Origin of the sequence: Arthrobacter sp. cf158 (assembly GCF_900106835.1) — a bacterium.
Taxonomy (GTDB): domain Bacteria; phylum Actinomycetota; class Actinomycetes; order Actinomycetales; family Micrococcaceae; genus Arthrobacter.
Window position 1 is genome coordinate 176,442 of sequence record NZ_FNNR01000005.1, and the last position, 22,945, is coordinate 199,386.

A 22,945-nucleotide genomic window follows, 5' to 3' on the forward strand; every position below is an offset into this window, starting at 1 on the left:
CTAACAACCTCTCTGATGGCCATAATTTGCAACGCCCCGATGTGGTTCCCGTCACAATGCGCAACATTTTTCTGACGGACAACGAAAACCTACCACACCGTTAGTTTTCGTGTTAGGTTCTCTCTCATTGGTCGTCCATGGTGGACGCCACAGACCGTGAAAGGGACCAATGATGTTCCGACCTACGCGAATGGCCGCCGTAGTTGCCGCCGTTGCCCTGAGCCTCACCGGCTGTGCTGCCGGTGGCGAGACTTCCGCAAACGAATCGTCACAGACCCTCACCTTGGGAACCCTCATGGCGCCGAAGTCCTTCGCCGCTGCAGATTCTGACTTCGCCAATGTTTCGCCGTTTTATCAAGCCGTCTACGACACTTTGATCCGCATGGAGCCCGACGGCACGCTGGTGCCCATGCTGGCCACCGAGTGGAAGTACAACGACGACAAAACTGTCCTCACGCTGAAGCTGCGGGAGGGCGTCAAATTTACGGATGGCACAGGCTTCAACGCCGAGGCAGCAAAGCAGAACCTTGAACGGTTCAAAGCGGGAACGTCGGCAGACGCACAGTTCCTGGCCGCGCTGAAGAACGCTACTGCTGTGGATGCAACTACTCTCGAACTCACCCTCTCGGCGCCTGATCCTGCATTCCTGGGTTACTTGTCCAAAGATGCCTCGTTCATGCAGAGCCCGGCCTCCTTTGGCAACGCGGACATTGCCACCAACCCCGTTGGGTCCGGACCGTACGTTTTGGATACCGCTGCCACCGTGACGGGCACTTCGTACGCTTACAAAACGAATCCGGACTACTGGAACAAGGACCTGGTCCACTACGAGAATCTGGTTCTGAATGTCTACCCGGAACAAACGTCGCTGCTGAGCGCAGTCAAATCCGGCACACTTAATGGCTCGCTGATCGACATTTCAATGGTCCAGGAAGCCGAAGCTGCCGGCTACAAGAACAACGCATTCGAAGGGAACTGGGTTGGCCTGATGCTGTTCGATCGTGCGGGCACCACAAATCCGGCCCTCAAGGATGTTCGGGTGCGGCAGGCGCTGAACTATGCCTTCGATACGAAGGCGCTTCTGGAAGCTGTCAACCAAGGACGGGGCACGCCCACCACACAAGTGTTCCCGCCGTCGTCTGACGCTTATGACGCGAGCCTCGACTCTCGCTACACCTACGACCCCGGCAAGGCCAAATCGCTTCTGGCTGAGGCGGGATACGCCAACGGTTTTACCCTGCAGATGCCTTCCACTCCACTCGTCAACGCCTCCATCTTCACGTTGATCACGCAGCAGTTAAAGGACATCGGAGTCACGGTCGAAACGGTCGACGCCGGTAACAACTTCATTGCCGACCTTTTGGCCGCGAAGTATGCCGCCAGCTACATGATTCTGGAGCAGCAGTCGGACTGGCAGCTGATCAACATGAAGATTGCACCGAACGCGGCCTGGAATCCCTACAAGTATGCAGATCCCAAAGTTGATGACTTGATCAGGAAGATCAATGTGGGCACTGAAGACGAGCAGAAAACTGCAGCCAAGGAACTGAATAAGTACATCGTTGAACAAGCGTGGTTTGCGCCTTGGTACCGTCCGCAGAACAGCTTCGTTACGGACGCTAAAACCAACGTGAAACTTCAAACGGGCAACGTGTACCCCTACCTCTGGTCTTTCACCCCCGCCTCCTAGCGGAAAGCGGTTGGGCCGGGGAGCGTTCCCTGGCCCAACCGCCTCAGCTGACCCTCCAAAGGAAATCCGAATGTATCGATTCGTGCTGCGCCGCCTGCTCTCGGGCGTCCTGCTGCTGTTCGTCATCACCACGGTGGCCTACGTTCTGCTTTACGCCGGTGGTGGTGACATCGCCCGCCGCATCGTTGGTCCCACGGCCACGGATGCTCAGGTTGCCATGAAGTCCAGCCAACTCGGTTTGGACCGCCCTCTGCTAATCCAATATTGGGAGTGGCTGACCAAAGCCCTGACCGGCGACCTTGGCCGTTCGTGGTTCAACGGACAACTCGTCAGCACCGGGGTCAGCAGCCGGCTTTCTGTCACCATCTCACTGGTCCTCGGTGCCGTTATCATTGCCGCACTCATCTCCGTGGTGATTGGCGTTTGGGCGGCCGTGCGGCGCGGCTGGGTGGATCGGCTGGTCCAATTCGTGGGTGTCATGGGCTTCGCCATCCCAGGATTCCTGATCGCGCTGGGACTGGTTTCCTTGTTTGCCCTCAACCTCAAGTGGTTCAAGGCCACGGGGTATGTACCGATGACGACGTCGTTCGGCGGTTGGGCGGCGACCGTCACCTTGCCGATCATCGCGCTATCGATCGGCTGTATTGCGGCCGTGGTCCAACAGATCCGCGGTTCACTGATCGATGCGCTCCGTCAGGACTACGTCCGTACCCTGAGGGCCCGCGGATTGTCTTTCAATCGTGTGGTCTACAAGCACGTCCTGCGCAACGCCGGCGGTCCCGCCCTGGCGGTGCTGGCCGTTCAATTCATTGGCCTTCTGGGCGGAGCCGTCATCATCGAACAGATCTTCGCCCTGCCCGGTCTGGGGCAAATCACCGTAGCCGCCACCGGGCAAGGTGACATTCCGGTGGTGATGGGGGTCGTGGTTGCCACGGCTGCCATCGTTGTCATCGTCAACCTCATCATCGACCTCGCCCAGGGCTGGCTTAATCCGAAAGTTCGTTTGTCATGACTGGAGCACCACTCCCACTGCCTGCCTCGGCAGCTAAAGTTTCCCTTTTTCGTAAGCTGCTGATCCACCCGACCGGTGCTGTCTCGCTGCTTGTCCTGTTTTTGGTGGCCTTGGCCTCCATACTGGCCCCGGTGCTGGCACCTTACGATCCCAACGCATCCAGCCTCAAGGATGTGCTCGCCAAAGCCGGGTCAGAGTTTCTGTTGGGGGCTGACAGCGCTGGCCGCGATGTCTTCAGTCGCCTGCTTTTCGCCGGCCAGTTCAGCCTCGCCGGCGCGTTGGTCGCCCTTACGGTGGCGCTGGTCATCGGTGTGACGGCAGGGTTGATCGCCGGATATCACGGCGGTTGGTTCGACACTGTGTCCTCTTGGCTCACCGGCCTCTTGATGGCTTTGCCCGGCATGGTTGTCCTGCTGGCGGCCCGCGCCGTGGTTGGCCAGTCCATGTGGCTGTCCATGGTGATCTTCGGCGTGTTGCTTTCACCGGCTTTCTTCCGCTTGGTTTATGCATCAGTCACCGCGGTCCGCAACGAGTTGTATGTTGATGCTGCGCGCGTTTCAGGCCTGGGAGATGTCCGGATCATAGGCCGCCACATACTCACGGTGGTCCGGGCCCCCGTCATTATTCAATCTGCCATGGTCCTGGGAATTGCAATAGCCATCCAAGCCGGGCTGGAGTTTTTAGGCCTGGGTGACAGGACCATCCCCACGTGGGGCAGCATGCTCAATGACGGCTTCATCAACATCTTCAAAGCGCCCACACTTGTCCTCTGGCCGGCCTTGGTCATCGGCCTGGTCTGCGTTGCCCTGACGTTGCTGGCCAACGCCATGCGTGACGAACTCGAACGCAGCCGCGGTCCGGTCAAGAAGGGCCGCAAGGCAGCGCCAACCGGAGCCGAAAATGCCTCGGAGAAGCGAGGGAACGCGGCGGTGGTCCACGCCGAAGAACCGAGCAGCAATCACGGCGAGCTGCTGCTGGAAGTCACAGACCTCGGGGTCGGCTACGACCAGCCGGATGGATCCACTACCGACGTCGTGCATCACGTGAACCTGACAGTCCGGAGAGGCGAGGTGCATGGCCTGGTGGGGGAATCCGGCTCCGGCAAGACGCAGACCGCGTTCTCCATCCTCCGGCTCTTGCCCCAGGACGGTCGTATCACCGGCGGTTCCATCCTCTTTGAAGGAAGGGACTTGGCGCACCTCTCCGAAAAGGAGATGACCAAGGTTCGCGGAAAGCGCATCGCCTACATCCCGCAGGAACCAATGTCCAACCTGGACGCCGCCTTCACCATCGGCAGTCAGCTGATGGAACCTATGCGGGTCTGCCTGGGAATATCCAAGACCGAGGCGCGCAAACGTGCCCTTGCGTTGCTGGCCAAGGTAGGAATTCCCCACCCCGAACGGACCTTCAACTCCTACCCGCACCAGATCTCCGGCGGTATGGCCCAGCGCGTCCTGATCGCAGGCGCCGTGTCCTGCGAACCGGACCTGCTGATCGCCGACGAACCTACCACCGCCCTGGACGTGACTGTGCAAGCCGAAGTTCTGAACCTGCTCCGGGAACTTCAGGAAGAGCTGAAGATGGGCGTCATCCTGGTGACCCACAACTTCGGTGTAGTCGCAGATCTCTGTGACCGCGTCACAGTGATGCAGAGCGGCAGGGTGGTGGAAACGGGACCCGTCCGTGCCATCTTCAACGATGCGAAGCACCCGTACACCCGCAAGCTGCTTGAAGCGATTCTCGAAGACACCGCTCCCCGCGGTCCGCTCGTCACGGCCGGCACGCCCAGGGAACTGAATGGAGTGACACCATGACTGAGACACTGCTCGATATCAAAGACGTCGTTGTGGAATACCCGCCCAAGGGCTTCCGTGCGAAACCCTTCAAGGCGATAAAGGGCGTGTCCCTGGACATTCGTCCGGGCGAGACCGTGGGGCTGGTGGGGGAGTCAGGTTCCGGTAAAACCACTCTGGGCCGCTCCGTGCTGGGACTGGCGCCGGTCACCGGCGGCAGCATCAAATACCGGGGCCAGGAGATCTCCAATGCCACCCGGGCCCAGCGCAGAGAACTTAGCCACGAGATCCAAGTGGTTTTTCAAGACCCTTACACGTCGCTGAATCCGTCCATGACCATCGAACAGATCCTCACCGAACCGCTAACTGTCCGCAAAATGGAACGCCAGGCGGCCAACAAACGCGTGGCCGAACTGTTGGACCAGGTCCGCTTACCCCATGACGCCGCACATCGGTTGCCCCGAGAGTTTTCCGGCGGCCAGCGTCAGCGTGTTGCCATCGCCCGGGCCTTGGCCTTGGACCCCAAGCTCATCGTCTGCGATGAACCCGTTTCTGCCCTGGATCTCTCCACTCAGGCCCGCGTGATGGAGCTCTTTATCGAAATCCAGGAGCGCACCGGCGTCGCCTACCTGTTCATTTCCCACGACCTCGCCGTCGTTCGCCACCTCAGCCACCGCGTGGCAGTGATGTACCACGGCGAGATCGTCGAATGGGGCGACGGCGGGCAGGTCACCAGTGCGCCGGAACACCCTTACACCCAGCGGTTGCTCATGGCAGCCCCGATTCCCGATCCTGACCGGCAGGCAAAACACCGGGCAGACAGGCTTCGCCTTCTGGGAATCCAACGCGAGCAGGATGTGCAGGCGGGCTTCGCCTGACCGGCACCCTAACAACCCCGTCACATCCAAGTACTGCCAAGAAAGCACCATGGAACTCTTAACCCCTGCAACAGAACATGACAACAGCACCCTCGAGCGGCTGGAGTCCCTCGTAGCTGAACTAACACTCGAGGAAAAGGTCCACCTTCTGACCGGCCGCGATTTTTGGACCACTCGGCCGCTTGAAAAAATCGGGCTGCGGCGCATGCTTTTTTCAGACGGCCCCACAGGTGTGCGCGGTGAAGTGTGGGACGAACGACGTCCGTCGTTGAACTTTCCTTCAGCCGCAGCCATCAGCTCCTCCTGGGATCCTGTCATTGCAGATCGGCTTGGCGTGGCGTCGGCTGTTGAAGCCCGGCGCAAAGGCGTGGATGTAGTACTCGGCCCCACCATCAACCTGCACCGATCACCGCTCGGCGGTCGCCACTTTGAAGCTTTCAGCGAGGATCCGGTCCTGACGGCTGAGCTGGCAGCCGCCTACGTTTCCGGTGTGCAGCGCAACGGCGTGGGTGCTACCCCTAAGCATTACGTAGCCAACGATTCTGAAACTGACCGCTTTACGGTAAACGTCAAGGTGGCAGATCGGCCGCTACGGGAGCTCTACCTCCTGGCCTTCGAGAAGGCCATCGTTGAGGCTGAGGCCTGGCTGGTCATGAGCGCCTACAACTCCATCAACGGAATCACAGTCACCGAGAATGAACTCTTGGAAGCTCCCCTGAACAGCGAGTGGGGCTTTAACGGCGTGGTCATCAGCGATTGGACGGCTGTTCGCAGCGTCAATAGTGCTGCGGCTTCCCAAGACCTTGTGATGCCGGGTCCAGAGGGCCCCTGGGGCGAAACGCTGGTCAGGGCAGTCACGGCCGGCGAGATCCCTGAGGCAGCGGTCGACCGGAAAGTCCTCCGGATTCTCCAGCTCGCTGCGCGTGTGGGGGCTTTGGCTGGCTTCGACGCCGTCCTCCCCGAGCCCTGGAGCATGGAGGAGCTCATCGCGTTCGCCCGTGAGGCATCCACAGCCGGGACTGTCATGGTGAAAAATGACGGTCTTCTACCAATCAGCCCGGCCTCGGTTCGAAAGGTCGCTGTCATCGGTCACAATGCCCTCCACGCCCGGACCCAAGGCGGCGGGTCAGCGACCGTGGTTCCTGAAGAGGTTGTTAACCCGCTGGACGGAATCCGGGCTGCTTTTAGTGCGGACAAAGTCAGTTACAGCATGGGGGCGGTGGTTCAGGAGGGTATTGCCGAGCTGCCACTTGAGCAGATCGGCAACCCAGTCACTGGGGAACCGGGTATCCAGGTTCGCTTTTTGGATTCCGATGGGCAAGAGCTCCTTGCCGAGGACAGGCAGTCCACCGCTCTGGTGTGGTTCGGTGGAGACGCACCCATCACAGCGTCCTCATCGATTCAGTTCCATTGCATCTACACTCCCGCGCAGAACGGCACCGTGAGATTGGGGTTTTCAACCCTGGGGCGTGGCCGGATCTTTGTAGACAACAAACTCATCCACGAAGCAACCCTGGAACCCGTCGGAACCGACCTGGGGGCAGCGTTGTTGGCTCCTCCGGCAGCTACGGTGCCGTTGGAAGTGAAGGAGGGCGCGCCGCTGGACCTACGGGTGGAAATCGACACCAGGACCACGGGTGCTCTGTTGAATACGCTGGGGATCACCATTGGCATCGAGGCGGCAGACGAAGATCCTGAAACGCTGATTCATGAAGCTGTGGAGGCTGCCCGGGCGGCCGATATTGCCGTGGTCGTGGTGGGCACCAACTCGCACGTCGAATCCGAGGGATATGACCGGGCATCCCTTGAGCTCCCCGGACTGCAGGACCGTCTAGTCCACGCGGTTGCGGCCGCAAACCCCCGCACCGTGGTCGTCGTAAACTCCGGTTCTCCGGTCCTGATGCCGTGGCGGAACGAAGTAGCGGCGATCCTGATTGGCTACTTCGGCGGCCAGGAGTTCGGCCATGCCCTTGCAGACATCATGACGGGTACGGCTGAACCAGGTGGCAGGCTGCCCACCACGTGGCCGGATCGCCAAGAGGACGTACCCGTCATCAATGTCACCCCGGATTCCGACGGCAGTCTCACCTATGCCGAGGGGATCCACATTGGTTACCGTGCCTGGCTCAAAGCCGGCATTACCCCCGCTTACGAATTCGGGTATGGCCTCGGCTACACGCAATGGAGCATCGATTCCGTCGAAGCGCCGGCTGAGGCCACAGCCAACGCAGCCCACCCAGTCATCATCGCAATGACGAATACCGGCGGCCGGGCCGGTAAGAACGTCGTCCAAGTGTACGCAGAGAAGCCGGGTTCCGCCGTCGAGCGTCCCGTGCGGTGGCTGGTGGCCGCCACTCCGGTGTGGGCAGAACCAGGTGAAACCGTGACGACTGTCCTGAATATCCCCACCCGTCTCCTTGCCTATTGGGACCATGGTTGGAGGTACGAGCCGGGTGAATACGTCCTCCGGATCGGCACTTCCGTGAGCGAACTTCCGTTGGCATCCACCCTGGTATTGGTAGAGGACTAGAGCCTCCTTATGAAGGAAGAAACCAAAGACATGGCCGAGACAGGCACGCAGAATACATCGTCATCCATAGCCAGTCAGTTGATCCGTGGGTTGGAGCTGCAGGGGCAACCCACGGATCCTCGAACCAACACCGACTATCTGTCCCTCGTGTCCATATACCCGGAACTGAACACCGTATCGACATCCGACGTTCAAATTCCGACGTCGGATGGAGGGGTTCCAGCGCGCCTGTATCGTCCTGCCGGCGATGCTCTTGCTGGTTTTGTATGGGTCCACGGAGGCGCTTTCATTGCCGGACACCTGGACATGCCGGAGGCCCATTGGGTCAGCTTGTACCTTGCGTCCCAAGGCATTTCAGTGCTGTCGCTGGATTACCGAAAAGCCCTACACGGAGTCAAGTATCCGGCACCCTCCAACGATGTGCTTGCTGGTTGGAGTTGGGCCTCGGAAAATCCCGGAGCCTTGGGATTGAGCTGTGAAGCACGCCTGCATCTCGGGGGAGCAAGCGCCGGAGCCGCTCTAACGGCCTCGCTCACGGCTCGGCTGAGGGATGGCGCGGGCGTGCTGCCAGCGTCATTGCTGCTGGCATATCCGTTGGTTCATGCAGAGCTACCCGAGCTCAACGAGGAACTCAGGGAGGCGATGACAGGTGTTCCCGCAGATCTCGCCTTTGATGCCGGGTTCATTAGGGATATTAACCTCAACTTCGCGGGCAGCGAAGACAACTTCAAAGATCCTTACGCGTTTGCCGGTGAAGATCCGCTTACCGGCTTCCCGCCGGTTTACGTCATCAACGCTGAGTCCGACACCCTTCGTGCATCAGGGGAGCTTTTTGTGGACCAACTGCACGCGGCAGGAGTGTCAGTGCGCATGGACACGGAACCCGGCAGTATGCACGGTCACTTGGACCACCCTCACACAGAACCTGCCAGAAAATCAGTTGAGCGGATGCTCGCGTGGCTCCTCCAAAGCAACAGCTGAATCGTTTGATGCTACGAAAGAAAGGCTTTCATAAATGACTTCCATCGCGACACCCGTCCACAACCGGTCCATGGGGACGGTCGCTCCTGGGTTTGAAAACGTCCGTGACGAATTCGATGCGTACCTCGCCGATGACCCCAATTACAGCGCCCAACTAGCCGTGTACTGGAAAGACGAACTGGTGGTTGATCTGGCCGGAGGGGACGGCCTCAGGAACGACACGCTCACGGGGACGTTTTCGGCCACAAAAGGCGTTGCCGCGATTACTCTGGCGACCCTTATCAGATCGGGTGAACTCAATCTGGATAGAACGGTGGTCCATTACTGGCCTGAATTCGCTGCTTACGGGAAGGACAAGATCCTTATCCGGGAACTCTTGTCCCATCAGGCGGGACTCATCAACGTAGATGCCGGGCTGGAAACGGCGGATATCCTGGACTCTCGTGGCGCCGCCCACAAGCTCGCGGGGCAGCGTCCATTCTGGCATCCATCCACGGCGTTCGGTTATCACGGCCTCACCGTAGGGGCCTTCATGGAGGAACTAGTCCGGCGGATCACGGGCGGGACCCTTCAGGACCTATATGAGGCCAAGATCCGCAGGCCTAGGGACATCGATTTTTGGCTCGGCTTGCCGGAGTCACACGAGCAAAGGTTCGAAGCGCTGCGTCCCGCACAGCCAAGCGCCGATCAACTCGCGCTGATGGCACAAAGCCAGGTGCCCTCAGATGGTTTGGGAGCGTTGATGTTCAATAGTGTCAACAATACGTTCCCGCTGCTCACGGGACCTTACTCACCGAACCTTCGCGAAGTACGAGCGGCTGGACCGGCCGCGCTCGGCGGAGTCGGATCGGCCAGGGGTCTGGCCCAGGTCTACGCCGCAGCGATTGGGCTGACAGGCGAAGCACTTCTGGATGCTGACACCCTGGCAGCAGTCGCACAGCAACAAGTGTGGGGAGTCGACCGTGTGCTGAATTTCCCCGCGGCCTTTGGCATCGTTTTTATGAAGCCTCACCCTTCAAGTGATTTTGGCAGTTTCCGTGCCTTTGGCCACGATGGGGCCGGGGGAGCACTCGGGTACGCAGATCCCCTCTATGATGTCAGCTTTGGTTACATCCCGCTTCAGATGCAGCTTCCCGGCGGGGCGGATGCCAGGGCACTGCAGCTCTCGCAGACCGTTAGGACTGCTGTGCGACAGCTCTAGCGCGCGGCTGTTCCAGTCGCCCGCCACGTTTGTAACCTTCACATGGCCAGCGCTGCTGTAGGCGCTTCCGGCAATCCGCTGCGGTAACGGAGTGTGCTTCGCTTAAAGACTTCCGCGAACATCGATGACCGGGCGGAGACGACACCCTCGCGGCCGTGGAGTTCGTTCACCAGGATGCGCAGGTCGTCCATCGTGGCCGCTGCTACCTGGGCGTGAAGCTGGTCGCCGGATGCAGCGGCCCACCTCGTTACGGAAAGACCGGCCAGATACTCGCCCAGTTTCTGCGTTTCCCCTCCAGCGCAGCTGATGGTCAGAAGCGATTCAAGGGGGAACCCGAACAGGTTCAGATCCAGGACAGCCCTGATGAACAGGGCACCGGAACCGGTCATGGTGTCAAGGCGCCGGCTGACGGTTGCTTTGGAAACACCCAGTTCCGAAGCAATCTCGTCCACTGCGGCCCGCCCGTTGTTCTGGAGGTGTCGCGCAATCATGAGGTTGGTCTCGTCGAGGGGCCCATGGTGGCCCAAGGGCCGCGCCAACCGGCCATCTTCATCGTTGTGCAAGGCGTCGTATTGCTCGCTGTCCAAGACGTCGGGCCTCCAGCCGGATGGTGTCCTGAAGTAGTCAAACAGCGGCGTCATGGTGAACGACTGGACACCATCGATGTCGGCAAGACGTTCATAGAGCAGCTCGGCCAAACCGTCGTTGGGAAGAAATAGTTCGGCCACGCCTTCGTTCGACCCGGCCAATCCGCTGACCCAAGCGGATTCTTCAAGGTCGGCAAGCCAGGAACAGGCACTTCTCAGATATCTGGGAGTTACCTTCAAGCGGAGCAGAAAGGCGGTCTTCGTGCTGACGGCCATAGGATTTACGAAGGCATTAATGCGAACAACGCCGGACTCCAGTAACTTGTTTCCCCGGCGGGCAACCGTCCGTTCCTGCTGGCCCAGGACCTCAGCGATCAGCCTCCACGGTGCCCGACCGTTGCGGACGAGCGCGGCCAATATTTGCCGGTCCAGTGTGTCCAACTGTTCCAATTCGGTTCCTTTCGCCGGCGCCCACCCGCGTTTGGGTCAAACAGATGCCGCCGGGGGAGGGGTGGCGCGCTCGTGGGCCACCCCTCTCCATCAGTCCCGGCCCAGATAGGCTAGCACTCCGGAGAGTGCCGCCCCGGTTCCGCCGATGATGGCGGTGTGGGCGTCGGGTGCGAAAAACGGCGAGTGGTTGCCGGCCGGTGAGGTTCCATCGGCGAAGAGTTCGGGTTCGTAGGCGCCGAATGCCCAATACACCCCTGGAACGCCTATGGCGTCACTGAGCCATCCTGCGTCCTCGGATCCCATGCCCAAGGGAGCTTCCGTTACGGCGTCGGGGCCAAAGTCCGCGGCGAACGCGTCCATGACGCGCAGCGCGGCTTGAGGATCGTTGTAACAGCGTGGAAAGCTGTTCAGTTCCGTTACGGTGGGTGCGGGCATGGCCGATGCGGCAGCCTCGGCAGCGATGATCCGGCGGATGGCCGTGAGCACAGTGTCCCTGGTCGCCTCATCCGGGGTGCGAACATTGATAGTGAATTCCGCAGACTCGGGAATAATGTTTTCCTTGAGACCGGCGTGAAACGTTCCGACGGTCACCACTGCGGGGGTCGAGGGCGCGAGCTCCCGGGAGACGATGGTCTGGAGGCGGAGGACCATGGCGGCGGCGGCCACGATGGGATCGATCGATTCCTGCGGCTGCGAACCGTGGGCTTGCTTGCCGTGGACTGTGACTTTCCACGAGTCTGCCAGGCTTGCCATGTGGCCGCCGCGGATCAGGATCTTCCCCCGTTCAAGGGCTAGGACGTGCTGTGCGAGGACGGCTTCGGGCTTTGGTGCCCGTTCCCACAAACCATCGTCAACCATGGCCTTTGCTCCGTAGGCTGTTTCTTCCCCTGGCTGGAATATGAGAACCAACGTGCCGGACCAGAGGCCCCTCCGTTCAGTGAGGAGTGCTGCCAGCGCCAACGCGGCCGTGATGTGAGTGTCGTGGCCGCAACCGTGCATCACGGGAACAGTGGCACCATCGGGCAGCCTCCCGGTGTCGATGCTCGCGTAGTCCAATTGAGTCTGTTCGGCTATGGGCAAGCCATCTGTGTCGGCCCGAAACCCGACGACAGGTCCGTCGCCATTTTCAAGGATGCCGACGACTCCCGTCACGCCGCAACGAAAATTTTCTATCCCCAGTCCTGTGAGATGCGATTCGATGTACGACGCTGTCTCGAATTCCTGACCTGAAAGTTCAGGATGGGCGTGCAGATGCTTGTAGACCTCGACGTACTCGTTGATAAACGATTCGGGAACCTCTGTTGTGGCGGTTAGTTGGACCTTAGTGGTAGTGGACAATTCCCTGTTTCCTTTCAGTGGGTGTGTGGCTCAGCGGGTTTGTGTGGCGGAATCGCCTGACACCACAGGATCAGCGACACGTGGTGGCGTTTTGGCCCTGGCAAACCAGGCGATGGCTATGGTGGTGACCACTGCCAGTGCCGTGGCGTAGTGTGTCAGGGCCGGGGCCAGCGGCACTACGACGAAGACCATGAGTGCAGCAACAATGACCGCCACGATGGTGGTGCGGCGGCTTTTCATGGCTAGGACGCTCTGCAGCACCACCGCTCCGAAGACTGCGGGAAGAATGTAGACGCGGGCGGTGGCAATAAGTGGAGCGGGCAGAGTGCCCAGCAACCACGTACCCAGGACGCCGACAAAGAGAACCAACGTGGTGATGTGGACCAGCACCGCTCCGATGATGGCACTGCCCGCAATGAGCTCGGCCCGGCGCGTCCCGGGCCTTTCGGCCAGATTGGCTTGAGCCACAACGGCTGCCGGGAGGAGCTTGTTGGCGATGTTGCCGATGAGGAACGCCTGGTACATGGCTGACCGGCCGAGAATCGGGAAGTACGAGATCGGCTCAATGATGGCGATCACTCCGAACGTCGCGAGGACGGCAGCCACTGCGGTAAGCAGTTCAGTAGTGGAGATTCCCATGCCGGAGCCAAAGGCAGCGTAGAGTGCTGCGCCGAGGGAGATGAGTAGCCCGAGTCCCAAGGTGATTGGTCCCCAGATGGAGGTGGTGCGGTCGAACGTGGCAAATCCTGCGGACTTGTCAGTAGATGTTGTCGTAGACATCAGGTTGCTCCTTTCGGGGGGTTTCAGGATGCGGTCATGAAGAAGGCAGCCGCGAGGGCCACGATGATGGCAAGCCCGAGCCCCCACTCGCGCAGCCACGGAAGCCGCAGCTTGCGTGCCAGCAGCAGGAAGACACCCATTGCTGCGGCTGAAACCGCGATGGTGACCATATGGACTGGCGATTTAACCACCTCTGTGAATGCCAGTGTGAAGAAGGCGCCCAAAAGAGCCGCTGTTGGCACCACGGTCATGACGGCTGGGTTGACCTTCCGCAGCGAGGCGTCGCCCTTACTCAGGATGGGAGTGAGGACCAGGGCTGAGAGCATCCATGCCAACCCGCCGATCGTCATGGCTGCGAAGGCCAGAGCGAAGATTTTCTGTGTGTACGTGGGGCCACCGAGCTGTGCGCCCTGTGTGCCGGCGGATATTCCGGCTGCGGCGACGTCAAAGGCCGCCGACCCCACCAGACCTACGCGGGTGAGCACGGCAGGCGTCCCGAACAGCGGGAGCAACGAAATGGCAATGAGCGCTACAGCAAGCGAGGGTCCTATGGCTGCTACGGCCCCGGTTCGGACTGAAACCGTGACTTGCTCAGGAGTGAGATCCGCGGCTGGGGCTGCCTTGCGGATCGCCTTGTAATAGATGATCGATTGAAGGACTACCACGGCGAAAACTCCGGCGGCGCACACCCAGAACACCGGGTGCTGAATGAGGGGGGTGATGTCTGTGGAACTGGGATCGATAGCTGCAACAACCATGTTTTCTCCCTTGAAGGAATGACAGCGTCCGCCATTGGACGTCTGAAAGGCTAGATTGGTTTGACTACAGTGACTGCTTGTTTCATTTTTACAGCACTATGTGTCGTTAAGTACATACTTTTCACGTTTCTGTTGTGTATCCACTGTGGGGCTGCAGTGTTAATTGACCGGAGGCACGGTTAAATGCGAAGAGCCCCCTCTGTTGCTTGAGGGGGCCCATCGGTGGCGCGGACAGTCGCGCGGTCCAGGAGAGCTAGGTAGCTGGTGTTGGTCTTAATCTCAGGGCAATCGCCGTGAGGACACGGTCGGTAACTTCATCGATACCGCCAATGCCATCAACCTGCGTGAGGCTGCCACGCTCGGCGTACTTGGCCACAACCGCCTCGGTCTGCTCGTGGTAGAGGTCAAGACGGTGACGGATCACAGTCTCGTTGTCGTCGGAGCGGCCGGTTTCCTTGGCACGTCCCAGAAGACGGGTTACCAGTTCCTCGTCGTCGGCAGTCAGCTGGAGCACGACGTCGAGCTCCTGCTCACCCTCAGCGAGAACCCGGTCCAGGTAGTCCACCTGCGTGGTGGTGCGCGGGTAGCCATCCAGGAGGAAGCCATTCTCGGCGTCGCTCTGGCTCAAGCGATCGCGAACCATATTGTTCGTGACGCCGTCCGGAACGAAGTCGCCCGCGTCCATGTACTTCTTGGCTTCGATGCCCAAAGGGGTTTCGCCCTTGACGTTGGCACGGAAGATGTCGCCGGTGGAGATGGCGACTACGCCGAGGCGCTCGGAAATCCGCTCAGCCTGCGTACCCTTGCCCGACCCCGGAGGTCCAATGATCAGCATTTTCGTCATATGTGCTCGTCTCTTAGATCCATTTGGGTGGGGGCGGGACTTCGTTCCGTGAGGCACCGTCAAGTCCTTGGCCGGTTGCTGTGACGCTGTTGGTGCCGCGGCCTGTGGCCCATTCGACGACGGCGGGGAGGGGGCCGGTGATGATCGTCGGGTCCAGGGCGCTGGTGTCGCCGAACGTGAGGTTGGTGCCGTTCCCGGCAGTGTCGGTAACGTTGATCAGGAGTCCGGTGTCGGTGCCGCGGGTTTTCCAGGCGCCGGTGATGTCTTTGAGTAGCCGTTCGAGGACCGGGGCTGGGATGTCGTTGAAGGTGGCTCCGTTGTCCAGGTCCACGGCGTGGACCCAGACTTCGCGGGTGCGCATCCATACTGTTTCCGAGGCCGGGACGGTCCTGCCTTGGGCGGTGCGGACCTCGTTGGCCCAGTTCGGGTCGGGGAGGTCGCGCCATTCGACGGACAGGTGCACGGCGGAGTGGTCGAACAGGTTCCGCAACGCGATCGGGGAGAGTGTCGCACCGAAGTTGATTTCGTGGTTCCGTGCCTCGGGGGAGGGATACATGGGCGTCTCCACACCGGTGGCAGCCCATTCGACCAAGCGCGCTATTGCGCGGGCGTTGTATCCGACGTGTGCGATGACGTGGCGGCGGTTCCAGTTCGGGAGGAGGGTGCCGCCGTCGAGCTGGGCATCGGTGAGTTCGTTGAGTTTCCGGGCGAAGAACGCGGTGCCCCGCCGGGCCTGCAGGAGGTCTTCCTGCAGGCCCGGATCGGTGGTGAGGTCGTGGCGGGCTGCCATCAGGCTTCCTTGACCACGCGGTTGTTCAGCTGGCCCAGGCCCTCGATGGTGGTGACCAGGAGCTGGCCTTCCTGCAGGTACCTTTTGGGGTCCTGGGCGTGGCCCACGCCGCCGGGCGTTCCGGTCGCGATCACGTCGCCCGGGTTCAGGGTAATGATGGTGGAGATGTAGGAGACCAGGAATTCGGGGGTGAAGACGAGGTCGCCGGTCGGGGTGGACTGCTGGACTTCCCCGTCCACCGCGGAGGTCATGAGCGGCCCGGCGGTGAATTCGTCGCGGGTGACCAGGGCCGGGCCGAACGGGGTTGAGTTCTCCCACGTCTTGCCCTGGAGCCATTGGATGGTGCGGAACTGGTAGTCGCGCATGGAGATGTCGTTCAGGACCGCGTACCCGGCGATGTGCTCGGTTGCGTTGGCTTCGGGGATGCGGCGGCCCTTCTTGCCGATGATTACGGCGAGTTCTGCTTCCCAGTCCACGGTGTCTGATTCCTGCGGCAATGCCAGGTCATCGTTCGGGCCGATCAGCGATTCCTGGTACTTGGCGAACAGGGTGGGGTATTCGGGGATCTCCCGGCCCATTTCCTTGATGTGGTTGCGGTAGTTGTGGCCCACGCAGATGATCTTTCCCGGCGCGGGCACGACGGCGGCGAGGTCCGCGCCGTCGAGCGCGTGCGTGGCGCCGTTGGCCGCCTTAGCCTTTTGTTCCCAGGCGGGGTCGGCCAGCAGCGCGCCGACGTCGGCGAAGCCGGGAATCTCAGTGAGGGTCTCGCCGTCCTGACGGACGGCAACGGTGCCTTTGCCGGTGGCGGTGCCGGTTTCGGTGCGGAGGGTCAGGAGTCTCATGCGTTCTTGCGTCCTTCGGTGTAGCTGCGGTTGAAGTTCAGTCGTTCAAAGATGGGGGCGTCGCTGAAACGGAACAGATCAAAGCCTGGCTGGTCGTTGTCCGCGTGGAGGGACCATTCCTGCCAGGACGGGACCACGAACAGGTCGCCCTTGGCCAGCTGTTTGTTTTCGCCGTTAAGGACTACGGTGCCCGTGCCCTCAAAGACCTGCCAGACACTGGAACCAACCTCGCGCAGCGGTTCGGTGGAGGCGCCGGCGCGGAGACGATGGAACTCGGCCCGGATGGTGGGCATGACGTCCCCGCCCGTGGTGGGGTTCGAGTACCGGACAGCGGCGTGGCCCTGGGACACCGTGGCCGGGTGGCCCTCATCCTCCAGCAACAATTGCTCACGCAGGGCGGCGTCGGTGTGTTCCCAGCGGTACGCGGCGATGGGGGAGTTGGTGGTGTCATCGAGACCGGAAAGTGGGCGCAGGCCGGGGTGGGCCCAAAGCCGTTCGGAACGGGAAATGTCCGGGGTCGCTTCGTCAGTGACGCGTTCGGTGCCGAACTCGAAGAACCCGGCATCCGCGTAGTGCACGAACGGGATGTCCAAGCCGTCGATCCAGGCCATCGGCTGGTCGGTGTCGTTGTGGTGGCCATGGAAGTTCCAGCCCGGGGTCAGCAGGAAGTCGCCACGTCGCATGGCCACCGGGTCCCCGTTCACCACGGTCCACACACCCTCTCCCTCCACCACAAAACGGAACGCGTTTTGGGAATGGCGGTGCTCGGGGGCCACCTCGTGCGGGCCGAGGTACTGGATCGCGGCCCACAACGTCGGCGTCGCATAGGGCGTGCCTGCCAGGCCCGGGTTCGCCAGGGCAATGGCCCGCCGCTCCCCGCCACGTCCTACCGGAACCAGATCCCCGGCACGGGCAGCCAACGGGTAGAGGTCGTTCCAGCGCCACACATGCGCCACGGCCTTCGGGGTGGGGACCATCGGCATCAGGTCACCGATCTCCGTCCACAGCGGGATCAGGTTCTCCGCCTCGAAGTCCTTATACAGCTGCTCCAACTGGGCAGCTTCCTCCGCAGTGGGCTCCGGCACAACATGCGCGGCGGCCACAGATTCATGAGTTGGGTTCTCGATCATTGCTTTCCTCTCTACTTTGAGTGGGCGCTGGCAGAAGCCAGCCGTTCGGCGATATCGGCGCGCAGTTCCTTCTTGTTGATCTTGCCCACCTTGGTTGCCGGGAGCTCATCGACTACCACCAGGTGTTCCGGAATCTTGAAGGCTGCAACACCGGTATCGCGTAGAAGCGTCTGGATCTGCTCCAGTGTCACTTCCGCTCCCGGCTTCACGGTGATGTAGAGGCACAGCTTTTCACCGAGTACTTCATCTGGCATCGCGATAGCGGCGGCCATAGTGACGTCCTCAATGCGGTACACCAGGCTTTCGATCTCCTCGGCGGAAATCTTTTCGCCGCCACGGTTGATCATGTCCTTATCACGGCCTTGGACAATCAAGTTCCCGTCCGGTCGCCGTTCCACGATGTCGCCACTGGCGTACCAGCCGTCGGGGGTAAATGCCCGGGCATTGGCTTCGGGTGCACGGTAGTAACCTCGGGGAGTGTAGGGGCCCCGGGTAAGGATGGAACCGGGAACCCCGTCGGGAAGGTCGTTGCCGGCCTCGTCCACGATCCTGACCTCGTCGGCTTCAGAGACAGGGCGTCCCTGCGTCGTGCAGATTGCGTCCTCGGGGTCGTCCAAGCGGGTGACATTGATGAGCCCCTCAGCCATGCCAAAGACTTGCTGCAGCGTGGCACCCAACACTGGCTTCACCTTCCGGGCGATTTCATCCGGCAACCGCGAGCCCCCTACTTGGATGACCTCCAGGCTCGCCAATTGGTTGCCACCGGTTTCCTCCTGATGCTCAATCCAGCGCTGAGCTACAGCCGGAACTGCCGCGGAGAGCGTGACGCCCTCCCGTTCGATCGCTGCGAAGGCCTTCCGCGGCTCAGGGCTGGGGAGCATCACCACGCGGCCTCCGGCGAACAGGATTCCCAGGATGCCCGGGCAGGCGAGCGGGAAATTGTGGCTGGCCGGAAGCGTGCCCAAGTAGACAGTGTCTTCGGAGACATTGGTTGGAACGGAGGTGGCCTTGATGTTGTAGGCGTAGTCGTTGTGGGTGCGGGTGATGAGCTTGGGGAGCCCGGTGGTGCCGCCGGAGAGAAGGAACAGGGCCGGCGCGTCGGGGGACGGCGCTGAAGCATCCAGTCGTGTACGGGCGCCGGCGGGGTCCGCGCCCAGTGCGAGAATCTCTTCCAGTCGCGCATTCAGAGGGTTTGCCGCGCCTGAAACAAGCACCATGTCCAGCGACGGAACGGAAGATGCGAGTTCCTCCGCTAGGGCCTGGTGATCAAAGTCCTTGATGACGTCGGGCACAGCGATGGCCCGGGACTCCGAAAGCTCCGTGAGGAAGGACAGCTCGTACTTCCTGTGCGCGGGGAGGGCCATGACTGGAACAATTCCAGCCCTGAAGCAAGCAAGCGTCAGGACGGTGAACTGCCAGCCGTTGGGCAGCTGGACCATCATGCGGTCGTCTGCCTTGAGTCCCAGTTGGAGGAGTCGCTCAGCGGCAGCATCCATGCGGTCGGCAAGTTCCGAATACGTGATCCGGACATCACCGTCCACCAAGGCAATCTTTTCCGGAAGGCGATCTGCGGTCTCGTGGATGTAGCTGCCCAAAGTCCGGTCTTCCCAGTAACCCTTACGACGGAACTCCGCAGTAAGGTCTGCAGGCCAGGCGACGGTGCCTTCGCTGGTGTGGCTGGTCATTTAGATGTCCTCCTCGACATTGATAACTACTGCGTCCAGCGCTATGAGACCGCTATGCGTCAGGCGCAGGGGATTGATTTCGATTTCGGCGATCGCCTGGTTGGAAACCAGCGCGTCGCCTAGCCTGACCAACAGTTCTGCCAGCGCCGATGTGTCCAGCATCGGCCCCGAACGGAAGCCGTACAAGAGTTCGCGGGCCAAGAGTTCAGTGGGCATGCCCTCCGCAGCCCGCTTGGCCAGCGGGGCGGAGCGTATGGCGATGTCCGCGAACACCTCAGCCGCGGTTCCGCCGAGTCCCAGAACAACGATCGGTCCGAAAACCGGATCGCGTCGAACGCCCACAACGAGGTCCACACCCGAGGGGGCCATGGCCTCCACAATGTACTCGCGGGCTCCAGCAGCCTCTAGCTTTTCCAAGGCATGGTCCATGTCATCCGCGGACTTGATCCCCAGATGCACACCGCCGATTTCGGTCTTGTGAAGGACTGCGGCATCCAGCAACTTGACGGCCACAGGTCCTCCAAGGACCTTCAGCGCTTGCTGGGCGGCCGCACGCGTCGTGCATACGCGCCGATCCGGCGTGGCAATACCAAAGGCATCCAGAAGTTCCTTGGAGCGGTTTTCGTCCCATGGGCCCTGGACGTCAGGCCATTCCAGCGAGCTTGCGGGCACCTCTGCGCGCTGGAATTGTCCACGGGAGTCGTTCACCAAGGCGGATATGCCGTGGGCAAGCGACGTAGGCCCGGTGATCAGGGGAAGCTCATGCTGTTGGGCGGACTTGCGGGTACGTTCCAGGTCCCCGTCCGGTCCGTCGACGCCGATCACGAACGGCATGGTCCGTGCAGCCCCGGAGTTTGCCACAGCCAGGGGGAGATCGGCTACTGGTTCAGTTAGGCCGTAAACGGCAACGACGTCGATTGCCGGGTCTTGAGCCACGGCGGCAACGATTTTCTCGTACCCGGGTCCGGGACGTCCGGTGTCCACCGGATTGGCCTGGAAGGTAAGCGGTGGAAGCAGCCCGCCGATAGTGTCCTGGCTGCTTTGCGACAGACGGGGCAGCGTTACGCCGGCAGTGTGCAGGGCATCAGCTATCAGTAGACCGGGGCCGGCTTGTCCCGTAATGAGCCCTACGCCGGGGTCCGGCATAGGCGAAAGCCGCTGGCCCGCCAAGGCTGTAACGGCAGCAACCAACTGGTTCTCATCCTCGACAATGACTGCACCGGCCTGCTTAAGGACTGAACGTGTGGTGCGCCAGGAAGTGGCCAAAGCACCTGTATGGGACTGGGCGAACTCCGAAACGTCGTTCCGGCCCACCACCAGTGCGACAACCGGCTTGACCGCGCTCAGGCGAGACACGGCATCTATCAGGGCAGGACCGTCCGAGACTGTTTCCAAGTGCAGGGCAACTGCCTTGGTCTGATCGTCGGTCAAGAGGTAGTCCAGAACGTCGGGCGCCGTGATATCCGTGCCGGCACCTATCCCGGCAGCCAGGCTGACGCCTGCCCCGGAACGCTGGAGATGGAATGCCAGAACGTGGTTGACCCCACCGCTGGCCGCAACCACGGCAACTGAACCCGGCTCCAGTTCAGCGACGCCGGGGACGAAGCTGGCCCGAAGGTTGCGGTGTGGGACAAAGAATCCGGAGGTATTAGGCCCAAGTAGCCGGATGCCGGTTTCCCGGACAGCGGCCTCAACTTGCAGGGCGAATTCGACGCCGGGACCGCCGGCTTCTGCGAATCCTCCGGCGCAGACCAGGGCGGCGGTGGCGCCGCTGGCGGCGCTGTCACGCAGGGCCTGTGCCGTGGCGGAAGCCGGTACGCAGAGAACTGCGAGATCCGGACCGCCCGGGATGGCTGCCGCGGCGTCGGCGATGGTGGTGTGCATGCCGTTCTCACCGCGGCTGTTCACGAGTTCCACAGGAGCCGGGTAGGTGGACAGCGACTGCGCCATGACGGCGCCGAGCTTTTCCGGGCTGGACGAGGCGCCGACGACGATGATGCCCCGCGGTGCGAAAAGAGAGGAGAGACTATGCATTGGAAGCTCCCTCCGCGACAGCAGCTACAGCGTCAGCACGTCCGGAGAGGACCAGAGTCAGATTGGATGCCGGACCCCGGTCGTCCACGATTACGGTGGTCAGGCCGCGGCCAAGCCGGGCTTCTTCCGAGAGCAGGATGCGGGTGAACGGGTTGCCGCCGTGGATCACCACGGCAGCAGCATCGGCCGGCAGTTTCTGGAACATTGCGGCCAGTCCTTCTTCATGGTCGGGCGCGGTGAGCAGGAGGCCGGTGTTGGCGTTCGTTTTCGCCGGGTCCGTGACCAAGGTAAGGTTGTCGTCGTCGTGCTTCAAGGCGAACTCGCCGTTCTGTTCGGTGAGCGTCAATAGACGGCCATTGAAGCGCATGGAGCCTGCCGTGAGAGGCGTTTCCAGGGGCGTATTCCCGTGGCGATCAAACCAGTCCTGTTCCGCTGATTCCACCAATCCCGGGTCGCGTTGACGGATCTTGTCGATGTCGATGCTGCGGGAGAAGAAGTGGAACGTGAACTGCGTGGGTTCAAAGGAGTTGTAGTAGCGCGAAAAGTGTTCCCACCAGCTCAGGCCGCCGCGGGCCTGGTTCTGGATCTTGGCCACCTGCGGCTGGCGTTCGGCTTCATAGTTGGTGAAGGCCAGCTCAAGGTCATCCTGGTGCGCTGCCACTTCACGAACCAGCGTGATGGCATCTTCCATGGCCATCTTGGTGCCGGAACCAACAGAGAAGTGCGCAGTGTGGACTGCATCGCCCAACAACACGACGTTGTCTTTGTGCCAGGTGCGCGTGCGGCGGGTGCGGAAATTGGCCCATCGGGAGTTGTTCGCTACCAGCGGCTCACCTGCGATGTCCTCGGCGAAGAGCTTTTCCAGGAATCGCTGGGTCTTCAGGTCCGAAGGGCCTGGAGGCTGGCTGGCATCGAACTCATCCAGACCTGCCTTGCGCCAGGTTTCTTCATCCGTTTCCACGATGAACGTGCTCAGATCGTCGCTGATCGGGTAGGCATGGACGGCGAAATTGCCGAACTCACTTTGGCGATGAACGAAGGTCAGGCCGCTGAATTTGTACGTGGTTCCGAACCAAATGAACTTGGCTGTGGCTGTTTCAGCGGAGTGGCCGAGGCTTTCGCCGAGCTGTTCGCGGGTGGAAGAGTTTGCGCCGTCGGCGCCGACAATCAGATCAAAGTCGGACAACTGCTGGAGATCCGGGACGTACTGCCCGAAACGTGTATCGACGCCGACTTCGGCTGCCCGCTCCTGCATGAGCTTGAGGAGGGTTTTTCGGTAGATGGCGGCCATGCCATTGCCGGCGAAGGACTTCTGCTCGCCCTTGAGCCAGACTTCGATGTCTTCCCAATGGGTGCCATAGTCTCGCAGGCCATCGCGGACTACGGGGTCAGCGTCGTTGATGCGGTTCAGGGTGGCGTCGGAAAACACCACGCCGAACCCGAAAGCGTCAGTTGCCTGGTTGCGTTCGAACAGTACTACCTCAGCGTCGGGGACGGTCTGCTTGAATAAGGTTGAAAAGAACAGTCCGCCAGGACCGCCGCCAATGCAGGCTACGCGAAGTGCCATCGATGCCACCTTCTAAAAATTGGAATTCAGTGAGAGAGGTCTCACCACCAATTAT

General features: G+C 61.3%; 18 protein-coding genes. 7 read left to right on the top strand and 11 right to left on the bottom strand.

The window, feature by feature from the left end; translation table 11 throughout:
* Nucleotides 1-190 precede the first annotated feature (190 nt).
* From BLW08_RS11890 to BLW08_RS11920, 7 genes are all read left to right on the top strand, one after another.
* Nucleotides 191-1,690 carry an ABC transporter substrate-binding protein gene (locus tag BLW08_RS11890; RefSeq protein ID WP_254779834.1) on the top strand — a complete coding sequence of 500 codons (1,500 nt, stop codon included), beginning with the start codon at nt 191-193 and terminating at the stop codon, nt 1,688-1,690.
* Between the two features lie 70 nt (nt 1,691-1,760).
* Nucleotides 1,761-2,702, top strand: a complete 942-nt coding sequence (locus BLW08_RS11895) for an ABC transporter permease (RefSeq protein WP_091325244.1) — start codon at nt 1,761-1,763, stop codon at nt 2,700-2,702.
* Nucleotides 2,699-4,516: a dipeptide/oligopeptide/nickel ABC transporter permease/ATP-binding protein gene (locus tag BLW08_RS11900; protein ID WP_091325245.1), complete on the top strand. Its 1,818-nt coding sequence runs from the start codon at nt 2,699-2,701 to the stop codon at nt 4,514-4,516. Before BLW08_RS11895 ends, BLW08_RS11900 begins: the two co-directional genes overlap by 4 nt.
* Complete coding sequence (locus tag BLW08_RS11905) at nt 4,513-5,373, top strand: ATP-binding cassette domain-containing protein (RefSeq protein ID WP_091325247.1); 861 nt, start codon at nt 4,513-4,515, stop codon at nt 5,371-5,373. Before BLW08_RS11900 ends, BLW08_RS11905 begins: the two co-directional genes overlap by 4 nt.
* Nucleotides 5,374-5,422: 49 nt before the next feature.
* Entirely contained in the window at nt 5,423-7,903 is a 2,481-nt protein-coding gene (locus BLW08_RS11910) for a beta-glucosidase family protein (protein WP_091325249.1), read from the top strand.
* A gap of 9 nt (nt 7,904-7,912) precedes the next feature.
* A complete protein-coding gene (locus BLW08_RS11915) occupies nt 7,913-8,884 on the top strand; it encodes an alpha/beta hydrolase (protein ID WP_091325250.1) in 972 nt (323 codons plus the stop codon).
* Nucleotides 8,885-8,918: 34 nt separating this feature from the next.
* Nucleotides 8,919-10,085 carry a serine hydrolase domain-containing protein gene (locus tag BLW08_RS11920; RefSeq protein WP_254779835.1) on the top strand — a complete coding sequence of 389 codons (1,167 nt, stop codon included), beginning with the start codon at nt 8,919-8,921 and terminating at the stop codon, nt 10,083-10,085.
* 38 nt (nt 10,086-10,123) lie between these two features.
* Here the strand turns inward: BLW08_RS11920 and BLW08_RS11925 are convergent, their stop codons facing one another.
* The 11 genes from BLW08_RS11925 to BLW08_RS11975 all read right to left on the bottom strand — a co-directional run bounded on the left by BLW08_RS11925 (nt 10,124) and on the right by BLW08_RS11975 (nt 22,890).
* Nucleotides 10,124-11,122 (bottom strand): Lrp/AsnC family transcriptional regulator, encoded by a 999-nt coding sequence (locus BLW08_RS11925; protein WP_091325252.1) that lies wholly within the window; start codon nt 11,120-11,122, stop codon nt 10,124-10,126.
* Nucleotides 11,123-11,212: 90 nt separating this feature from the next.
* Nucleotides 11,213-12,403, bottom strand: coding sequence for an amidohydrolase (locus BLW08_RS11930; protein ID WP_254779850.1), 1,191 nt, complete (start codon nt 12,401-12,403; stop codon nt 11,213-11,215).
* 87 nt (nt 12,404-12,490) lie between these two features.
* A complete protein-coding gene (locus BLW08_RS11935; protein WP_091325255.1) occupies nt 12,491-13,240 on the bottom strand; it encodes a hypothetical protein in 750 nt (249 codons plus the stop codon).
* Between the two features lie 23 nt (nt 13,241-13,263).
* Complete coding sequence (locus BLW08_RS11940; RefSeq protein ID WP_024820697.1) at nt 13,264-13,998, bottom strand: DUF5058 family protein; 735 nt, start codon at nt 13,996-13,998, stop codon at nt 13,264-13,266.
* Nucleotides 13,999-14,251: 253 nt separating this feature from the next.
* Nucleotides 14,252-14,833 (bottom strand): adenylate kinase, encoded by a 582-nt coding sequence (locus BLW08_RS11945; RefSeq protein ID WP_175538695.1) that lies wholly within the window; start codon nt 14,831-14,833, stop codon nt 14,252-14,254.
* 22 nt (nt 14,834-14,855) lie between these two features.
* Nucleotides 14,856-15,632 (bottom strand): maleylpyruvate isomerase family mycothiol-dependent enzyme, encoded by a 777-nt coding sequence (locus tag BLW08_RS11950; protein WP_091325259.1) that lies wholly within the window; start codon nt 15,630-15,632, stop codon nt 14,856-14,858.
* The gene (locus BLW08_RS11955; RefSeq protein ID WP_091325261.1) at nt 15,632-16,474 is read right to left on the bottom strand and encodes a fumarylacetoacetate hydrolase family protein; all 843 of its coding nucleotides are present in this window, start codon (nt 16,472-16,474) and stop codon (nt 15,632-15,634) included. The genes BLW08_RS11950 and BLW08_RS11955 overlap by 1 nt, the downstream gene beginning before the upstream one ends.
* Nucleotides 16,471-17,604 (bottom strand): cupin domain-containing protein, encoded by a 1,134-nt coding sequence (locus tag BLW08_RS11960; protein WP_091325262.1) that lies wholly within the window; start codon nt 17,602-17,604, stop codon nt 16,471-16,473. Before BLW08_RS11960 ends, BLW08_RS11955 begins: the two co-directional genes overlap by 4 nt.
* Before the next feature lie 11 nt (nt 17,605-17,615).
* Entirely contained in the window at nt 17,616-19,289 is a 1,674-nt protein-coding gene (locus BLW08_RS11965) for a (2,3-dihydroxybenzoyl)adenylate synthase (protein ID WP_091325264.1), read from the bottom strand.
* Complete coding sequence (locus tag BLW08_RS11970) at nt 19,290-21,323, bottom strand: acetate--CoA ligase family protein (protein ID WP_091325266.1); 2,034 nt, start codon at nt 21,321-21,323, stop codon at nt 19,290-19,292.
* The gene (locus BLW08_RS11975; RefSeq protein ID WP_091325268.1) at nt 21,316-22,890 is read right to left on the bottom strand and encodes an FAD-dependent monooxygenase; all 1,575 of its coding nucleotides are present in this window, start codon (nt 22,888-22,890) and stop codon (nt 21,316-21,318) included. The genes BLW08_RS11970 and BLW08_RS11975 overlap by 8 nt, the downstream gene beginning before the upstream one ends.
* Between the last annotated feature and the right edge of the window lie 55 nt (nt 22,891-22,945).